Genomic DNA, 17,097 nt, shown 5'->3' with positions numbered 1-17,097 from the left:
CAACGCGCTAGATACCGTTCCTCAACCCGCTTGACAAGACATAGAAGGATCGAGGTTGCTGGGCCGCCGTCAGGTAGTAATCAGCGGTTGATGCGTTCCTTCCAGGCGGCCATGACCTCGGGTGAGGTCGGCTTCGATGCGAAGGACCCGACGAGGTAGCCGACCAGCGAGGCGATGAGGCCGAGGTAGATCGCCTCGTTCGAGTAGATGCCCATCGTGATCATCACGACCACGGTGGTCACGGCACCGAGGATCATTCCGGCCATGACGCCGACGATCGTACCGCGCTTGAACACGAGGCCGCCGAGGATCGGGATGAACAGGCCGGCCACCAGCAGGTTGTACGCCACGGTCAGCGCCTCGACGACGCTGGGCATGATCATCGCGAGCACCAGGGTGACGACGCCGAGCACGATGAGGTAGATGCGCGAGTCGCGCACCTCGTCCCCGGTCTCGCGCACCAGCGACCGCACGAGCGTCGACCTCGCACTCGTTGCCGATCCGGTTCCATTCGCCGAGGCAGCCGACCCATCCGCCGCTGCGCCGTCCGCAGACGATCCGGCCGAGGCCGCCACGATATCCTTGCGCGCGAGGATCGGTTCGACGATATCCTGGCGGCAGACGGTCGAGGCGGCCATGAGCGAACCGGACGCCGTCGACATCATTGCGGCGAGAGCCGCAGCCAGCACGATTCCGCCGAGCACCGGCGACATGGAGGCATCGACGACGGCGGCGAACACATCGTCCTGGACCTCGATTCCGGGCACGATCGTCGTCGCGGCCATGCCGATGAGCGCACCGGCGACGGCGTAAAGCAGGCAGTAGACGCCTGCGGAGAATCCGCCCCACCGGGCCACACCCGGGCTGCGAGCGGTGAACACGCGCTGCCAGATGTCCTGGCCGATGAGCAGACCGAGGGTGTAGATGAGGATGTAGCCGAGGATCGCCTGCCAGCCGATGCCCACCGGTGAGGTGTGCGATTCGGGCAGCGAGGAGAACAGCTGACCGATGCCCCCGGACTTCGAGAGCACGAGCGGCAGCATGATGAGGAAGATGCCGATCGTCTGGATGAAGAACTGCACGAAGTCCGTCAGCGTGATCGACCACATTCCGCCGAGCATCGAATAGAGGATGACGATGCCGCCGCCGATGAGCACCGACCACACCTTGTTGAGGTCGAACAGGGTATGGAAGACCGTCGCGTAGGCGACCGTCGACGTCGTCGAGATCATCAGACCGTAGGCGGTCATGATCGCTCCGGAGACGAACCGGGAGCCCCTGCCGTAGCGGAGTTCGAGCATCTGCGAGACCGTGTAGATCTCGAGCTTCTGAATCTTCGGAGCGAAGAACAGTGAGAGCACGATGATGCCCAGACCGATCGACAGCACGAGCCACATTCCCGACAGCCCGGCGGTGTAGCCGAGACCCACACCGCCGATCGTCGACGCGCCGCCGAGGACGACGGCCGACATCGTGCCGGTGTACAGCAGTCCGCCGAGCCGGCGCCCGGCGACGAGGAAGTCCTCCTGGTTATGGGCCTTGAATCGGCCCCAGACTCCGAATCCCACCATGGCGGCGAGATAGATGATGACTACCAAAGAGTCCACAGCGGCCCTTTCTCTTGGATCGGCTCAGTGACCGACGGTGATGTGGATGGCGGTGGGCACGGTGCGATCGAGCGCCTGGGCGATGGCGGCAGGCAGGGCGGAGTCGATGTCCGCCTCGGCGATCGTCACCCCGGCCCCGCCCATGGACTGACCGAGTTTCGCGAAGTCCGGGCGGGCGAGCCTGACGGCGAAGGGTTCGATGTCGCGGTCGACCATCTGCCCTTCGATCTCCGCGTATCCGCCGTTGTCGACGACGACGAAGGGGATGCCCAGTCCCAGCTCGGCTGCGGTCATGAGCTCCTGGATGGAGAACATGGCCGCACCATCGCCGAGGATGCACACGACCGGTCGCGCAGGGTCGGCGAGCTTCGCTCCGAGGGCGGCGGGAATGCCGTAGCCCAGGGTGGCGAATCCGGGCATGTAGAGCAGCTGGTCGGGTGTGCTCGCCGTCAGGGCGTGCACGGTGCCGTCGTAGGTGACCTGCGAGGAGTCACCGGAGACGACGACGGTCGATCCCGCTCCCTCTTCGACGAGCCGGGTGACCCGGGCACCGATCGCATCGAAGTCGAAATCGGTGGCCCAGCTCTCCCTGATTCGGGCGACCCGATCGGCCCCGGATTCCTTCGCCGAGGCGGCCGATCCGTGTCGTTCGGACGATTCCGTTCCACCAATGCTCGCCGAGGCGGCCGCGTCGTCTCCGATTTCGAGCGCGCTCATGAGCGCGATGAGGAACTCGCCTGTGTCCGCACAGGCGAGGATGTCCCCGGGCAGGTTCTTGTTCAGCTGGTCGGGGTCGATATCGCAGCGGATGACGGTCTGCGAGACCGAGTCATCACGGACGCCGATGTGCGTCTGCGCGCCGATGGTTCCGCCCCACAGGTCGGAGTCGGCCAGTTCGGATCCGAGCACGATGAGCACATCGGCAGCCGCGGACTCGGCCTGCACGCTGGGGAAGCGCACGTTCGAACCCAGTGACAGCGGATGCGTCTCGGACACGATGCCCTTGCCGTTGGCCGTCGTCGCCAGGGGAGCGTCGAGGGCCTCGATGAGACGGGCGACCTCGGCGTGAGCGCGCCGGGCCCCGCCGCCGGCGATGACCAGCGGGCGCTCGGCCGTACGGATCGCCTCGGCGGCACGGGCCACGACATGATCGTCGAGTCCGGGGCGGCGTCCCGCGAACGGGACCGGAACGCTGCCGTTCCATGCCCCCTCGAGCACGTCGAGGGGTACCTCGATGTGCACGGGTCCGGGACGGGCCGAGTCGAACATGGCGAACGCCTCGGCGACGTCCTGAGCGGCGCCTTCGGCGGTGCGGGTGCGCTGGGAGGACACGAGGAGGTGACCCACCGCCCCGGAGGAGTCCTTCGTCTCGTGGAGCATGCCGACGTCGGCGCGTTCGAACCCGGTGGGCACACCGGGGGAGAGGATGAGCATCGGGCGGGACTCGGCATAGGCGGTCGCGGCGGCGGTGATGACATTCGTCAGCCCCGGCCCCGAGGTCGTAATGACGACCCCGGGCTTGCCCGAGACGAGGAAGTACCCGTCGGCACCGTAGCCGGCTCCCTGCTCGTGCCGCGGTGTCACGGCGCGGATCCCGAACTCCGGCAGATGCCGATAGAACTCGAGATTGTGAGTGCCGGGGATGCCGAAGATCGTATCGACACCGTGGGCGGCCAGCGTTGCCACCACCGCGCGACCGCCGTTGCGGACGTTGTGTTCGTCGTTCATGCTCAGACTCCGAGAGCGCTGCCGGACGGGCCGGAGGGCGCCGTGATTCCGTTGTTCTCCGCCGCCCACAGGGACAGGATCTCGTAGCCGACATGGGCGGCGGCGAGTCCGGTGACCTCGGCGTGATCGTAGGCCGGGGCGACTTCGACGATCTCGGCGCCGACGACGCCCAGTCCCTGGAGTCCGCGGATCGAATTGAGCAGCTCACGGCTGGTCATTCCGCCGGCCTCGGGGGTGCCGGTGCCGGGGGCGGCCGCCGGATCGAGGACGTCGATGTCGACGGAGATGTAGACAGGGGCATCACCGAGTCGCTTGCGCATGCGGGCGACGACGTCGGCGACCGAGGTGAACTGGTATTCGTCACTGCGGATGATCTGGAAGCCGAGCACCTCGTCGTCTTCAAGGTCTTTCTTCCCATAGAGGGGACCGCGGATGCCGATGTGCATCGACGCGGTCATATCGATGAGACCCTCTTCGCTGGCGCGACGGAACGGAGTGCCGTGAGTGTAGGGCGCACCGAAGTAGGTGTCCCAGGTGTCCAGATGCGCATCGAAGTGGAGGACGGCGATCTTCCCGTGCGTCTTGTGCAGGGAGCGCAGGTTCGGCAGTGCCAGGGTGTGATCCCCGCCGAGGGTGAGCAGCTTGGCTCCGTCGGCGCGCATCGCGTCGGCGTTGGCCTCGACGGTGGTGATGGCCTCTTCGATGTCGAAGGGGTTGACGCCGAGGTCACCGCAGTCGGCGACCTGCTGCCAGGTGAACGGGTGGACGTTCGTGGCCTGATTGTAGGGGCGCAGCAGCTTCGAGGACTGGCGGATGTGGGCGGGTCCGAAGCGGGCGCCGGGACGGTAGCTGACGCCGGCGTCGAAGGGGATGCCGATGACCTTGACGTCGATCTTCTCACCGGGACGCTCGGCTTCGACCTCGTCGATGCGAGGCAGCAGTCCGAACGTCGCGGGGCCCGCGTAGCGGGGTGTCTTGCTGTAGTCGGCAGGGCCGAGCGGCTGAGACGTCACTGGCTTCTCCTTCGTCGTGGCGGCTGACCCGACCCGGACGGGTCGGGGGTTCTGTCCCCAGCCTAGGACCTGGGTCACACAACACCGATGTCCAGAGAGGCGCAATTGAACCTGGTGCTGTCCAGCATGGATAGAATCGGGTGCATGGTCACCTTGGAACAGATCTGGTCACGCACCGAACTCGCTCTCGACGTCATCGTCGACTCGCCCACTGCTGCGGTCCAGGAGGTCACGATCGTCCATTCCTCGGAGCTGCCGGAGGTCGACGAATGGCTTGCCGGCGGCGAGGTGCTGCTGACGATCGGGGTCGGCCAGGACCTCGGCGGGGACACGGTCGCGGACTATGTGCGCCGCCTCAAGTCAGTCGGCGTGCATGCGCTCGGCATCGGTCTGGGCTCCGACCTGCCGTGGCAGCAGGTCCCGCCGAAGCTCGTCGCCGCCGCGCAGGAGGAGGGACTGGCGCTGTTCGGAGTGCCCGAGCCTGTGCCGTTCGTCGCCGTCGTCGATGCCTTCACCCGGATGCGCGAGGCCGAGACCAACAGGGAGCTGACCCGGGCGAGCAGCGCCGCGCGTCGTTTCGCGACCGCATTGGCCGGTGAGGGGCCTGCTGCTCTCGTGGCCGATCTGGCGGAGACGCTGGAGGCTCCGGTCCGGTTCGTTTCGCCCACCGGCCGGGCGTTGAGTGGGGACGATGCCGAGGCCGACGTGCGTTCGGCGCTCATCGAGGAGTCATTGAAACCGACGGCGGGACCTCGACTGATCCGCACCGGTTCGCGGATCGTCGAGGCCGTGCCGATCGGCGGTGACCATCCGCTCGGGTGGATTCTCACCCCCGCCGAGGTGGCCGGATCACCGAAGACACGTGCCCTGCTGCTGTCGACCGCCGCGGCGCTGTTGGCGATGTCGCTGACAGATCTGCCCGTTCCCTCCGGTCGCGCGCTGCTCTTCGACACCTATCTGGCCGATGGTGAGGCGCGCGGGGAGTGGACGCGGGTGACGGGTCTGGCGCCGGTGGCGACGGTGGGGATGCACATCTTCGGCGGTGTCCGTGGGGACTCGGCCGAACGACTCATCGCCGATATCGTCGGTCGGAGTCTGCTCACCCGCACCGGTTCGCTGCTCGGCGTGGTCGGCGCGCAGGAGCGCGGGCTCGACGAGCTGGTGGCGAAGGCAGCCGAGGTCACCGGCCTGGACGTGCTTGCGGAGAAGAGACTTCCGTTGGGGCAGCTCCATCACACGTGGATGCTGTGGCGGACGCAGCACGAATCCGAGGCGTCCGAGGTCAGGGCGCTGCTCTCGGCCGTCGATGAGGAGGCTGCCGACCGGTTCGTCGACCGGGTTCTCGGCGAGCTCTTTCGGGCCCGTGGTGGTCAGGAGCTGTTGGAGACTCTGCGGGTGTTCATCGCCGCCTCCGGGGCGCGGGAGCGCATTGCTGCCGAACTGGGGGTCCACCGGCATACGGTGCGGGCGCGGTTGGCGAAGATCGAGAAGCTGCTCGGCCGCGACCTCTCCCGTGCCCAGACGCGACAGGCGGTGTCGATGGCCCTCGAACTCGCCGAACTCTAGGCTCACCTCTCACAGACTGCCCGGCACAGCGTTCTGTGCGGCGGTGCTCGCTGACTACTCCGCGAAGTGCTCGATGCGGAAGCGTTCGGCGATCTCAAGCACCCGGGCGAGAGCCTCGTCTTCACCGATGCTGATGCGCACACCGGCACCGAGGTTGCGCACTGCAACGGCCTGCTCGACGCAGGCATCTTCGAAGGCATCGGATTTCTCACCCAGCGGCAGCCAGACGTAGTTCGCCTGTGCTTCGGGCACGTCCCACCCCTGTTCGCGCAGAGCGCCGGCGAAGGCATCGCGGGTCTGTGCGATCTCGCCGGCGCGCTCGAGCACGTCGCCCCAGTGTCTCAGGGATTCGAGGGCGGCGGCCTGGCTGAGGTCGGTGACGCCGAAGGGGATGACGGCCTTGAGGAGCCCCTCGATGACCGGCGGATGGGCGACGGCGTAGCCTACGCGCAGTCCGGCGAGTCCGTGGGCTTTGGAGAAGGTGCGCAGCAGAACGAGGTTCGGATAGTCGCGGACAAGACCGAGTCCATCGGCTCGTCCGGGCACGGTGGCGAACTCCCAGTACGCTTCGTCGAGTGCGACGAGGACGTGGTCAGGTACCTTGTCGAGGAAGGCGCGGACCTCGTCGTCGCGCAGCACCGGGCCCGTCGGGTTGTTCGGTGAGCACAGGATGACGAGGCTGGTGGCCTCGGTGATCGCCGCCGCCATCGCGTCGAGGTCGTGGCGACCCTCGGCCGTCAGCGGCACTTCGTGGCGGGTCGACCCGACAAGCCCGGTGGTCTGCGGATACATCTCGAACGATGGCCACGGGTAGACCGCCTCGGTGGTGGCGTCCGAGGTGATCTGGGTCAGCGCGACGATCAGTTCGCTGGCTCCGGTGGTCACGACGAGCTGATCGAGTCCGACCCCGAGGCGGTCGGCCAGTCCCTGACGCAGGGCCAGTGCGGCATCGTCGGGGTAGAGCGCGGGGTTCGTCGCCTGGGCGACCATGGTGTCGAGGACCGCCGGCAGGGGAGGCAGGAAGTTCTCGTTCGAGGAGAGTTTAAACGACTGTAGGCCCTCGACCTGGCGGGGAGGTTGGCCCGGAATATAGGGCGGGAAGGTCTCCAACGCGGCCCGCAGCCGCGGTGACGGTGCAGCGGGTGCGGACGTCGAAACGGTGGAGTCGGATGCGCTCGAGGACGAAGTCCCGGGCGCCGAGGTGGACGCAGAATCTGAAGAAACGGGGTCGGAGACGTTCATGGACTCATGATGTCACAGCGGATCAGCGCTGCCACCACGCCCCGGAGGGGGCAGACCTCGTCGACGAGGATCACCAGGGTTTCTCCGGGGTCGACCGGCCCCCGTCGCCGCCGGGACCCTGCTGTTGCTGCTGTCGTTCGGAGTCCTCGCGGCGCTTCTCCAGCTCGTCCCGCCTCTTCTCGCGTTCGGACTTGCCTGAGGAATCGTCCGGTTTCTCCTCCTCTTTCCCGGGGTCCTGGCTTTCATCCCCGGAGGATTTCTCGTCCCCGGAGTCCTTCTCCTGCGAATCCTCGTCCTCGGACTCGCTGCCGTCGGTTCCCTCTTCCTTGGCTTTCTCGCCCTGCTTCTTGTCCTCGACGCGTTCCTTTGCCTGGTTGCTCTTCTGCTTCTCTTCGCTCTTCTTCGGCTGGCATTCCTCGGGTGCGTCTTCGAGGGTCTTCAGCGATCGGTCGTAGAGCTCCTGCGACTGGTCGGGGTCCTGCGAGGCGATCTGATCTGCCTGCTTCTCGTAGACATAGGACAGGTTGATCCGCACCGCACACTCGGCCGAGGTCGGAGCGATCTCCAAAGCGGATTCGAGGTCGGTCTGGGCAGCATCGAAATCGCCGACGGCCGCCTCGGCGGTGCCGCGGTTGAAGTAGCCGATGTGACGTTGGAACGGGCTGGCCCGAAGGAACGCCGTTGCCGCCTTCTTCGCACCGGGGAAGTCATTCGAGGTGTATCGGACCTGCGAGGCCGTTCCGAAATAGGTGGCCATCGCGATATAGCCGAACACCAGGGCGAATATGGTGCCGAGGATGAGGTTGATCTTCGTGATCCGGCGCCGCCGTGACCACAGGTTCTTCACACGGTTCATCGCGGACCTCCCCGGTAGGGCGCCGATTGGTGAGGCGACGGCCCATGGGGAACCGCCTGATGGGGAACCGCCTGATGGGGAACGGCCTGCTGGGGGACCTGCTGGTAGGGAACTGGGCCGCCGGGACCGGGCGGGCCGCCTCGGCGAGGGCGTTTCGGGGTGATCGCCTTGAGGCGAAGATATTCGCGGACTCCGAAGACGAGCTCCACGGCGATCCACGCGAACACGAGGATGAGCGGGACCCAATAGTATTCGTCGACGGTGACCCGGCCGTCCTTCTTCACCAGGGCCTGATCGTATTTCGGAGCGGTGTAGACGCTGGAGATCGCACCTGTTCCGTCGCGGTGGTGGTAGTCGACGCCGAGGTCAGAGGCGATCCGGCGCAGGTTGCCCTCGTCGATCGTCGAGATCCCGGGTTCGCCGTTGCGGTCCTGGACGTATTCGGATGGTGCCTGATCGTCTTCGGGGTCATCGGGGGCGCCGATGCCGGGCGCAGTGCCGGGATCACCGACTCCGGACCCGTAGCCGAACGGCTGGCTGTCGCGCATCTTCCCGCCTTGTTCGGTGCCGTAGCCGAAGACGGCTCCGCTGTCGATGCGGGAGCCGAACGACGACCACGATTCCGGAGTCTCCGACACGGTCTGTTCACCGTCGCCGAAGTAGAACACGACGTCCTTGTTCTCCGGGCGGTCCTCATCGTTCGAGGTCATCCGCTTCTCGAGCTCCTCACCGGCCTCGGTGATCGACGATCCCCTCGAGTTCATGGACGACTCGGGTTCGAGGACGTCGACGGCCGAGGCGAAGGCGGCGTGATCGGTCGTCAGCGGCATCACGGTGGCTGCGGTCGACGCGAAGGTGATGATGCTCAGCCGGGTGCCGGGGAAGGCATCGGCGAGTTCGAGCATGTCCTCCTTGACCCCGGCCAGGCGTGTGTCGTTCCCGTCGAAGTCCTCGGCAGCCATCGACGTCGTGACGTCGACGACGAAGTACACATCGGCTCGCGCTTCGTACTCCTCGGTCGATGACTTGATGGGGATGCCGGGGCGGGCCAGAGCGAGTGCGAGCAGGGCGACGACGCCCATGCGGGCGAACCACCTCCAGCGCGGACCGTCGCCGCGGACAGCCGGAATGATGCACACAATGAGCAGGGCGAGGACGATGAAGCCCCAGCCGAACCAGGTGAAGACGGGATCGAAGATCATGATTTCGTCCTCCATGCCAGCACGAACACTCCGGCGAGGCCGAAGACGGCGATGCCGAGCGGAACCATCGGCATGTCATGGACGATCGTGTACGACCGCCCGGGCGTGTTCGCCGCCTCCTGGCTCTGGATCTCCTCGACGATGCGGTCGATCGTCGAGGCCGAGCCCATGTCGAACTGTTCGCCGCCGGTGCGGTCGGACACGGAACGCAGCTCCTTCGTCTGAGTGGTCGTCAGCACCGAGGGAGGGGAGAGGCTGTAGACGCGGACCTTCGCGTCGACGGCGATATCGGCGGCTTCGTTGAGTTCGAAGAGCGGCTCACCGGCGAGCATATTGTCCGTGGCGAAGATGACCGACCGGGACCGGTCCTCGTTCTGTCGATCGAAGTTGTCGACGCAGCTGACGAGCCCGTCGCCGATGAGTGAGGAACCGCCGATGTTCGGGGGCGAGGTCGACCATGAGTAGTCGGTGCCCTCGGCGCCCCAGGTGCGGAACCCCTCCTCGGCCTCGGCGAGGTAGTTCTGGACCATGTCGTAGTCGTCGGTGAGCGGGAATGCGGAGACCGCGGTGGCGTTGAAGACGGTCAGTCCGATGCGTTCGCCGTCGAAGCGGTCGACGAGTTCCTGGTAGGACTCGAGCAGATCGGCATCGTAGCCGAGCATCGAGCCGGACACATCGAGGCAGAGCATGACATCGCGCATCTTCCGTTCCGGATTGACCGTCTCGATCCAGGCCGGGCGAGCGATTCCCGCCAGCGCGGACAGTCCGGTGAGGACGACGACGCCGAGGAGGGCGACCGTGGTCACCAGCCGTCCGCGCATGGCTCTGCGGAAACTCGGCAGGCTCGTCATCCGTCCGCTGTGGGCCACGGCCAAAGAGGACTCTGTCGACTTCGGACGGCGGAAGAAGTAGACCGCGGCTGCGGCGAGGACCAGCAGGATGAGCGCCAGCCACCAGAACATCAGGACCATCGCGCCACCAGCTTCCTGGCCTCGGCGATCTGCGGCTGCAGACCCGCCGGTTCCGCTTCGGCGAACTCCGCCTCATAGAGGCCGAGCAGGCAGTCCGCGAGGTCATCGAGACCGGCGACGGCCGCATCGCGGTAGGTCAGATGTTCGGCTTTGACGCCCCACGCGTCATGGGCGAATTCGCGCACGATCGCTGCCAGTTCCTGTGCCGATTCGCGCACGTCCGCGGACTCGGCGCTCAAGCCCGTCTCCACCGCGCTGATGCGGGAGAGGTAGGTGCTGCGCACGGGAATCGGGATGCGCGGACCCGCCGCTGCGGTGACTCCGGCAGCGGAGCGGAAGAGCGGGGCGAAGAAACTTCCGAGCACCAGCAGCAGCACGAAGCAGGCCGCTACGTACCACGCCGGTGAGACCTCCAGGGGCCCGATGAGCTCAGCGGGGCCCACGGCGATGCCTCAGCAGAAGAGTGTGGAGCCGGCCGAGGGCCGACTTCGGATGGTCGATTTCGATATGGGAGATCCCCAGTTTCGCGAGAAGGTCGTTCCGCTGCTGACAGCGGGCCGCCTCGGCGAGGGCGAACTCCTGTCTGACCTCCGGTTTCGTCATCACCGAGGTCGGCAGCCCGCGGTCGGGGCGGGCGACGTCGAACGGCGCCGAGGCGGCCGGCAGACCCGCGAGGTCCGCGTCGCTGATCGTGATCCACAGGACCTCGTGTTGGGCGCGCAGTCGGCGGATCGTCGCTTCGGCCTCCGGTCCCAGCGGGGCCTGATCGGAGATGACGACGAGCAGCATCCGATGGTTGATGTGGCTGGTGATCCACTGCAGCTGGGTGTTGATCGACCCGGGGGAGGTGGTGCCGGTCTCGGCGAGGATCTGCTGCAGGAGGTGTTCGAGGTGGGCCTCGCTGCCCTTCCGCGGGGAGGCGGTGGTGTGACCGGCATGTCCGTGGATGAGCATGACGTCGTCGGCATGACGGACGGCGAGGTAGCCGACCATCCCGGCCATGAGGATGGCCAGGTGGCGTTTGTCGGCGCCGGCGGAGGTCACGGCGTCGAAGTTGCGGGAGGTGTCGACGACGAGTCCGAGGATGTGCCTGCGGTGGGCGACATAGCGTTTGACCAGGGGCTCGGTGTGCCGGGCCGTGGCTTTCCAGTCGATGTCGCGGATCTCGTCACCGGGGATGTAGTCACGCAGATCATCGAAGTCGAGGCTGTGGCCGTGGAAGACCGAGGAGTAGTCCCCGTCGAGGAGGCGCCGGGTCCGCCGGTGGGCGTGGATGGTCATCCGCGCCTTGATGCGATTGAGCAGGACAGTCATGGGTATCGCCGCTCAGGGGGTGGGCACGGCCATGAGGAGGGCATCGACGATCTGGGCGCTCGTGATGTTCTCGGCGGCGGCTTCGAAGCCCAGTTGGATGCGGTGGGCCAGTACTCTGTGGGCGAGGTCCTTGATGTCTTCGGGGATGACGTAGTTGCGGCCGCGGATCATCGCCAGTGCCCGGCCGGCGTTCGTGAACGCGATGGAGGCACGCGGACTGGCTCCGTATTCGATGTATGGGGCGAATCGCCCGAGGTACTTCGTCGTATTGCGGGTGGCGTGGACGAGCTCGACGAGGTAGCGGGTGATGGCCGGGTCGATGTAGACGGTGCGGGCATAGCTCTGCATGGTCACGACATCGTCGAGGGTGCAGGCCGGATCGGGCACCGAATCCTTGTCGAAGACTCCGGAGTCGAGGCGGGAGAGGATCTCGACCTCCTCGCCGGGGTTCGGGTGGGTGAGCAGATCCTTGATCATGAACCGGTCGAGCTGGGCTTCCGGCAGCTGGTAGGTGCCCTCCTGCTCGATCGGGTTCTGTGTGGCCATGACGAGGAAGGGGCGGGGGAGTTCGAAGCGTTTGCCCCCGATCGTCGTCTGCTTCTCCTGCATGGCCTCGAGCATCGCCGACTGAGTCTTCGCCGATGACCGGTTGATCTCGTCGAGGAGGACGATGTTCGCATGCACGGGGCCGAGCACCGTATTGAACGAGCCCTCATGCGCGTTGTAGATCTGCGAGCCGATGATGTCGGCCGGCAGCAGGTCAGGAGTGCACTGGATGCGGGAGAACTGTCCGTCCACGGCATTGGCCAGCGCTGCAGCGGCCGTGGTCTTCGCCAGACCCGGCACGCTCTCCAACAGCAGGTGACCGCTGGAGAGGAGCCCGATGAGCAGGGATTCGCGCAGGCGCTGCTGCCCGACGACGAAATGGTCGAGGTAGGACTCCAAGGCCTTGAGGATCGTCTGTGCGTGCGCGATCTCCTGCGTGTTCGCCGGTGCCGTTGCCGTCATGGTCCCTCAGTCTCTCGGTGTCACTGGTCGCTCGACGCCATGTGTCTTTCGGTGTCACTGTGGTCGTTCAGCCACGCCGTCTGATGCGTTTCTGTGGTCTCCAGCATATTGGCTGGCACTGACACGCAACAGCCGGGAACGTTGCAGTGCTGACACACAGAGCAGTGCCAAGTCCGACGTGCGTTCGTCCAACACCTGCCATTCACAGTGCGGCCACCTCGTGTCAGGACCGGGCTGTAGCGTCGATGGAACCGACGGACTGATGTGAGGAGGTGCTGTGATGATCGCCTCCGCTCCGACGTGATCGGTGCCGCACGAAGGAGTTCGGAATCGTCGGTCGTGGGCTCCGCGACATGCCCACAGGCAAAAATTTTTCCTGTGGAAAGCGGTGGAAAACGGAGGTGGAGAACGGGTCGAAAATCGGTCCTGAAGCCGCCGATCCCAGCGTCCGCGCAGGTGATCGAACTACATGACTGTCGTTCACAGCCTGTGGACGATTGTGGACGGTGATGCCACAGGGTGTGGAACCTGCAAATGACACTGGTGTAACACTGGATATAGGGGTAAGGTCTAACCCGAACACAACATCTAGTGGTCACCCCTGAGCCTGCGTCTGGTGATATTCATCATGATCGAGCAGTTGACGGGACACGGTCACAGCCATCAGAATGCCGAACTGCACAGCAGATTGAAGGAGTCGTCATGATCACCGTGTACACCAAGCCAGCTTGCGTCCAGTGCAACGCCACCTACCGTGCTCTCGACGCCAAGGGCCTGAAGTACAAGTCGGTCGATCTCAGCGTCGACGAGAACGCCCTCGATGTCGTCAAGGCGATGGGCTACATGCAGGCTCCCGTCGTCGTCACCGACAACGATCACTGGTCGGGCTTCCGCCCGGACAAGATCGCCACCCTGACCGGCGAACAGTCTGCGTCCGTCGTGGCCTGACAATGCTGCTGGTCTACTTCTCTGCCAACTCCGAGTACACGCACCGCTTCGTCGCGAAGCTGCGTCACCCGGCAGTGCGGTTGCCGACGTTGACCACGGAGCCGACGTTGCGAGTGGATGAGCCATTCGTTCTCGTCACCCCCACCTATGGGGCCGGTCGCAATCGCGGGGCTGTTCCCAAGCAAGTCATCAGATTCCTCAATGTCGAAGAGAACCGCCGTCATCTCGTCGGTGTCATCGGCGCCGGAAACACGAACTTCGGCGAGGACTACTGCCGCGCGGCCTTCAAGGTCGCGGCAAAGTGTCAAGTACCCCTCATGTATCGAGTCGAACTCCTGGGCACTCAGGAAGATGTCGACGCTGTCAACCTAGGATTGGACAAACTGTGCGCGAGCTCGCTGAAGACCGCAATGTAGAGGACATCATCCGCGAAGAGACGGATCTGGATTACCACGCGCTCAACGCGATGCTGAACCTGTACGACGAGGACGGCAGAATCCAGTTCGAACGTGACAAGCAGGCTGCCCGCCAGTACTTCCTGCAGCACGTGAACAACAACACCGTCTTCTTCCACAACCTCAAGGAGAAGCTCGACTACCTCGTCGAGAAGGACTACTACGAGCCCGAGGTCCTGGACCAGTATTCGTTCGAGTTCATCGAACAGCTGTCGACACGCGCCTATGATCAGAAGTTCCGATTCCAGACCTTCCTCGGTGCGTTCAAGTTCTACACCTCCTACACGCTGAAGACCTTCGACGGGAAGCGCTACCTCGAACGCTTCGAGGACCGCGTCGTCATGGTCGCTCTCTTCCTGGCCCGTGGCGACGAGACGCTGGCCACCCAGCTCGTCGACGAGATCATCGCTGGCCGTTTCCAGCCGGCCACCCCGACGTTCCTCAACGCCGGAAAGAGGCAGCGCGGCGAGCTCGTCTCCTGCTTCCTGCTGCGCATCGAAGACAATATGGAGTCGATCGGCCGCTCCATCAACTCTGCGTTGCAGCTGTCCAAGCGCGGAGGCGGTGTGGCCTTCGCTCTGACGAACATCCGCGAGTCCGGTGCCCCGATCAAGAAGATCGAGAACCAGTCCTCCGGCGTCATCCCCGTGATGAAGCTGCTCGAGGACTCGTTCTCCTACGCCAACCAGCTCGGAGCGCGTCAGGGCGCCGGTGCCGTGTACCTGCACGCCCACCACCCCGACATCTACAAGTTCCTCGACACCAAACGCGAGAACGCCGATGAGAAGATCCGAATCAAGACCCTGTCCCTGGGTGTTGTGATCCCTGACATCACCTTCGAGCTGGCCAAGCGCAACGAGGACATGTACCTCTTCAGCCCCTACGACGTTGAGCGCGTCTACGGTGTGCCCTTCTCCGACATCAATGTCACCGAGAAGTACACCGAGCTCGTCGACAACGCGGCGATCAAGAAGAAGAAGATCAATGCCCGTGAGTTCTTCCAGACTCTGGCCGAGATCCAGTTCGAGTCCGGGTACCCGTACGTGATGTTCGAGGACACCGTCAACAAGGCGAACCCGATCGACGGCAAGATCATCATGTCCAACCTCTGCTCGGAGATCCTCCAGGTCTCCGAACCCAGCAAGTACGACGATGATCTCGGCTACGACGTCGTCGGCAAGGACATCTCCTGCAACCTCGGTTCGCTCAACATCGCTCTGACGATGGACTCGGACAACTTCGGTCAGACCATCGAGACCGCGATCCGGGGACTCACCGCTGTCGCCGAGACCTCGAACATCCAGTCCGTGCCCTCGATCGCCCGCGGCAACGACATGTCGCATGCCATCGGCCTGGGGCAGATGAACCTCCACGGCTATCTGGCTCGGGAGCACATCTACTACGGCTCCGATGAGGGCCTGGACTTCACGAACATGTACTTCTACACCGTCGCCTACCACTGTGTGCGCGCGTCGATGGAGATCGCGAAGGAACGCGGTGAGACCTTCGCCGGCTTCGAGCGGTCGAAGTACGCCACCGGCGAATACTTCGACAAGTACACCGATGAGGCCTGGCAGCCGCGCACCGCTCGTGTGGCCGAACTGTTCTCCGCAGCGAACGTGCACATCCCGACGCAGGACGACTGGCGAGAGCTCAAGGCTCAAGTGGCCGAGCACGGCCTCTACAACCAGAACCTCCAGGCCGTGCCGCCGACCGGTTCGATCTCATACATCAACAACTCGACCTCGTCGATCCACCCGGTGGCCTCGAAGATCGAAATCCGCAAGGAGGGCAAAGTCGGCCGCGTGTACTACCCGGCTCCCTTCATGGACAACGACAACCTCGAGTATTACCAGGACGCCTACGAGATCGGCTACGAGAAGATCATCGACACGTATGCCGAGGCCACGAAGCACGTGGACCAGGGGCTGTCGCTGACGCTGTTCTTCATGGACACCGCTACCACTCGTGACATCAACAAGGCGCAGATCTACGCCTGGCGCAAGGGAATCAAGACCATCTACTACATCCGGCTCCGGCAGCTTGCTCTGCAGGGCACAGAGGTCGAAGGCTGCGTCTCCTGCATGCTCTGATCAATGGAATCGGCGGACCGATGTGAATCGGTCCGCCGGCTTCGTGCGGGCCCCACGCCACCGGCCGGGCGCGCATATGACTTTCGTCTGCCGTGCAGACAATCGCGCAGACAAATCGTACTCACGACGAACAGCACTTTGGGAAGAGAGAAAGCGTTGGAGAATCTGACTCTGGCATCGCATGTCGACGCCATCAACTGGAACCGCGTCGTCGATCCGATCGATGATGAGGTCTGGGATCGCCTGACCGGCAACTTCTGGCTGCCGGAGAAGGTCCCGCTGAGCAACGACATCCAGTCCTGGGCGACTCTGACCGATGATGAGAAGACGCTGACGATGCGCGTCTTCACCGGTCTGACCCTGCTCGACACGATCCAGGGCACTGTCGGTGCGATCTCGCTCATCCCGGATGCGGTGACCCCGCACGAAGAGGCCGTACTGACGAACATCGCATTCATGGAAAGCGTCCACGCGAAGTCGTACTCCTCCATCTTCTCGACCCTGTGCTCGACGAAGGAGATCGACGAGGCCTTCCGCTGGTCGCGTGAGAACAAGTACCTGCAGTCCAAGGCCGATATCATCCTCAGCTACTACCGGGGAGACGATCCGCTCAAGCGCAAGGTCGCCTCGACGCTGCTCGAGTCCTTCCTCTTCTACTCGGGCTTCTACCTGCCCATGTACTGGTCGGCACACGCCAAGCTGACGAACACAGCTGACCTCATCCGTCTGATCATCCGCGATGAGGCCGTGCACGGCTACTACATCGGCTACAAGTACCAGAAGGGTCTGGAGTCGCAGTCCGAGGAGCGCAAGCAGGAGCTCAAGGACTACACCATGAACCTCATGTTCGAGCTCTACGAGAACGAGGTCGCCTACACCCACGACATCTACGATCCGGTGGGCCTGTCGGAGGACTGCAAGATGTTCCTCCACTACAACGCCAACAAGGCGCTGATGAACCTCGGCTACGAGGCGATGTTCCCCAAGGAGGTCACGAAGGTCAATCCGGCGATCCTCGCGGCTCTCTCACCCGGCAGCGATGAGAACCACGACTTCTTCTCCGGTTCGGGTTCGTCCTACGTCATCGGCAAGGC

Annotated in this window: 15 protein-coding genes; 5 read left to right on the top strand and 10 right to left on the bottom strand. The window is 64.6% G+C overall.

Annotation, left to right across the window (positions count from 1 at the left end; genetic code table 11):
• Positions 1-80: 80 nt before the first annotated feature.
• From ACTIIH_RS13670 to speB, 3 genes are read right to left on the bottom strand one after another with little or no spacing between them, the layout of a single operon-like run.
• Positions 81-1,607, bottom strand: coding sequence for a sodium:solute symporter (locus ACTIIH_RS13670; RefSeq protein ID WP_441452395.1), 1,527 nt, complete (start codon positions 1,605-1,607; stop codon positions 81-83).
• Between the two features lie 24 nt (positions 1,608-1,631).
• Positions 1,632-3,335: a thiamine pyrophosphate-binding protein gene (locus ACTIIH_RS13665; RefSeq protein ID WP_441452394.1), complete on the bottom strand. Its 1,704-nt coding sequence runs from the start codon at positions 3,333-3,335 to the stop codon at positions 1,632-1,634.
• A 2-nt stretch (positions 3,336-3,337) separates the two neighbouring features.
• On the bottom strand, positions 3,338-4,348 hold the full coding sequence (speB, locus tag ACTIIH_RS13660) for an agmatinase (protein ID WP_441452392.1): 1,011 nt from the start codon (positions 4,346-4,348) through the stop codon (positions 3,338-3,340).
• 144 nt (positions 4,349-4,492) lie between these two features.
• On the opposite strand from speB, the gene ACTIIH_RS13655 reads away from it, so the two are divergent.
• The gene (locus ACTIIH_RS13655) at positions 4,493-5,914 is read left to right on the top strand and encodes a PucR family transcriptional regulator (protein WP_441452390.1); all 1,422 of its coding nucleotides are present in this window, start codon (positions 4,493-4,495) and stop codon (positions 5,912-5,914) included.
• A gap of 54 nt (positions 5,915-5,968) precedes the next feature.
• Here ACTIIH_RS13655 and ACTIIH_RS13650 read toward each other — a convergent pair whose 3' ends face one another.
• The 7 genes from ACTIIH_RS13650 to ACTIIH_RS13620 form a co-directional block, all read right to left on the bottom strand.
• Positions 5,969-7,156 carry a histidinol-phosphate transaminase gene (locus ACTIIH_RS13650; RefSeq protein ID WP_441452388.1) on the bottom strand — a complete coding sequence of 396 codons (1,188 nt, stop codon included), beginning with the start codon at positions 7,154-7,156 and terminating at the stop codon, positions 5,969-5,971.
• Positions 7,157-7,226: 70 nt separating this feature from the next.
• Positions 7,227-8,012 (bottom strand): hypothetical protein, encoded by a 786-nt coding sequence (locus tag ACTIIH_RS13645; protein ID WP_441452386.1) that lies wholly within the window; start codon positions 8,010-8,012, stop codon positions 7,227-7,229.
• A complete protein-coding gene (locus tag ACTIIH_RS13640; protein ID WP_441452384.1) occupies positions 8,009-9,214 on the bottom strand; it encodes a vWA domain-containing protein in 1,206 nt (401 codons plus the stop codon). The genes ACTIIH_RS13645 and ACTIIH_RS13640 overlap by 4 nt, the downstream gene beginning before the upstream one ends.
• Entirely contained in the window at positions 9,211-10,185 is a 975-nt protein-coding gene (locus tag ACTIIH_RS13635; protein WP_441452382.1) for a vWA domain-containing protein, read from the bottom strand. Before ACTIIH_RS13635 ends, ACTIIH_RS13640 begins: the two co-directional genes overlap by 4 nt.
• Complete coding sequence (locus ACTIIH_RS13630; RefSeq protein WP_441452380.1) at positions 10,176-10,628, bottom strand: hypothetical protein; 453 nt, start codon at positions 10,626-10,628, stop codon at positions 10,176-10,178. The genes ACTIIH_RS13635 and ACTIIH_RS13630 overlap by 10 nt, the downstream gene beginning before the upstream one ends.
• Entirely contained in the window at positions 10,615-11,499 is an 885-nt protein-coding gene (locus tag ACTIIH_RS13625) for a DUF58 domain-containing protein (protein WP_441452379.1), read from the bottom strand. Before ACTIIH_RS13625 ends, ACTIIH_RS13630 begins: the two co-directional genes overlap by 14 nt.
• 12 nt (positions 11,500-11,511) lie before the next feature.
• Positions 11,512-12,507 carry an AAA family ATPase gene (locus ACTIIH_RS13620; RefSeq protein WP_025778733.1) on the bottom strand — a complete coding sequence of 332 codons (996 nt, stop codon included), beginning with the start codon at positions 12,505-12,507 and terminating at the stop codon, positions 11,512-11,514.
• 702 nt (positions 12,508-13,209) lie between these two features.
• On the opposite strand from ACTIIH_RS13620, the gene nrdH reads away from it, so the two are divergent.
• The 4 genes from nrdH to nrdF form a co-directional block, all read left to right on the top strand.
• A complete protein-coding gene (gene nrdH, locus ACTIIH_RS13615; RefSeq protein WP_025778731.1) occupies positions 13,210-13,455 on the top strand; it encodes a glutaredoxin-like protein NrdH in 246 nt (81 codons plus the stop codon).
• Between the two features lie 2 nt (positions 13,456-13,457).
• The gene (gene nrdI, locus ACTIIH_RS13610; protein WP_441091127.1) at positions 13,458-13,871 is read left to right on the top strand and encodes a class Ib ribonucleoside-diphosphate reductase assembly flavoprotein NrdI; all 414 of its coding nucleotides are present in this window, start codon (positions 13,458-13,460) and stop codon (positions 13,869-13,871) included.
• Between the two features lie 5 nt (positions 13,872-13,876).
• Entirely contained in the window at positions 13,877-16,003 is a 2,127-nt protein-coding gene (gene nrdE / locus ACTIIH_RS13605; RefSeq protein ID WP_441452397.1) for a class 1b ribonucleoside-diphosphate reductase subunit alpha, read from the top strand.
• Between the two features lie 156 nt (positions 16,004-16,159).
• A partial coding sequence (gene nrdF, locus ACTIIH_RS13600) for a class 1b ribonucleoside-diphosphate reductase subunit beta (RefSeq protein ID WP_441452376.1) occupies positions 16,160-17,097 on the top strand: 938 nt, incomplete at its 3' end.

It is taken from the genome of Brevibacterium sp. (assembly GCF_052105255.1).
In the GTDB taxonomy this organism is placed as follows: Bacteria; Actinomycetota; Actinomycetes; order Actinomycetales; family Brevibacteriaceae; genus Brevibacterium; species Brevibacterium linens_B.
This window is presented reverse-complemented; position numbering and strand designations above follow the sequence as displayed.